The sequence below is a fragment of the Mesorhizobium sp. genome (assembly GCF_005063415.1).
GTDB lineage: Bacteria > Pseudomonadota > Alphaproteobacteria > Rhizobiales > Rhizobiaceae > Mesorhizobium.
Genome location: NZ_SUEG01000360.1, coordinates 1 through 707 on the forward strand (window position 1 = coordinate 1; position 707 = coordinate 707).

At 59.3% G+C, this 707-nt stretch carries 1 protein-coding gene; it reads left to right on the forward strand.

Features of this window, described 5'->3' with window-relative positions; genetic code table 11:
* Positions 1–528 (forward strand): protein-S-isoprenylcysteine O-methyltransferase (locus tag E5W70_RS32605; RefSeq protein ID WP_292665485.1); only part of this gene is annotated, 528 nt, incomplete at its 5' end.
* Positions 529–707: the final 179 nt, after the last annotated feature.

Consider the following 707-nt stretch of genomic DNA (forward strand, 5'->3'; position numbering starts at 1 on the left):
ATCCGGTATCCCTTCGAGCGCCGGGCAAGGCGCGTGCGAATTGTAACTGGCTACCGCTCACGTTCCGACATCGTCGGGCTTGCATCTGCTCTGTTTGGCCTCGCAATCCTGCCTGCCTTCTATGTTGTCACCGGCATGCCCGCAGCGGCTGACCACCCGGCCAGCGCGTGGGCCGTGGCTCTCGGCACAATCATCTTCTGCTCCGCGCTATGGGTTTTTCGCAGGTCCCACAAGGAACTTGGCCGGAACTGGTCGATTACGCTGGAGATCCGCGAACGGCATGAACTCATCTGCGCCGGACCATACGCCTTGGTCCGCCACCCGATGTATACCTCGTTCCTGCTCATGGGCCTCGGCCAGGTCTTTCTGCTGCCGAACTGGATTGCGGGCATATCGGGTTTGATTGGGTTCGCAGTCCTTTTCCTGCTGAGAGTGGACGAGGAAGAGCGTATGATGCTGGAGAATTTCGGCCCGCAATACCGTGCCTATATGGAAAAGACCAAGCGAATATTCCCTTATCTTTATTAGAGGTACGTTTGATGCGAGGCCGAGCCCTCAAGCTTTCCGCGCCCCGGCGCCTTGTTGGCGATCTGATGAGGTTTTCGATCGGCGTGCCACGGGTCGCGGTGCAGCGTCAGATGAACCTCGGCCCACTCGTAAGGGCTAGAATGGCGCAGCAGACCAGGCCCTCGTGGACCGCGATCTTC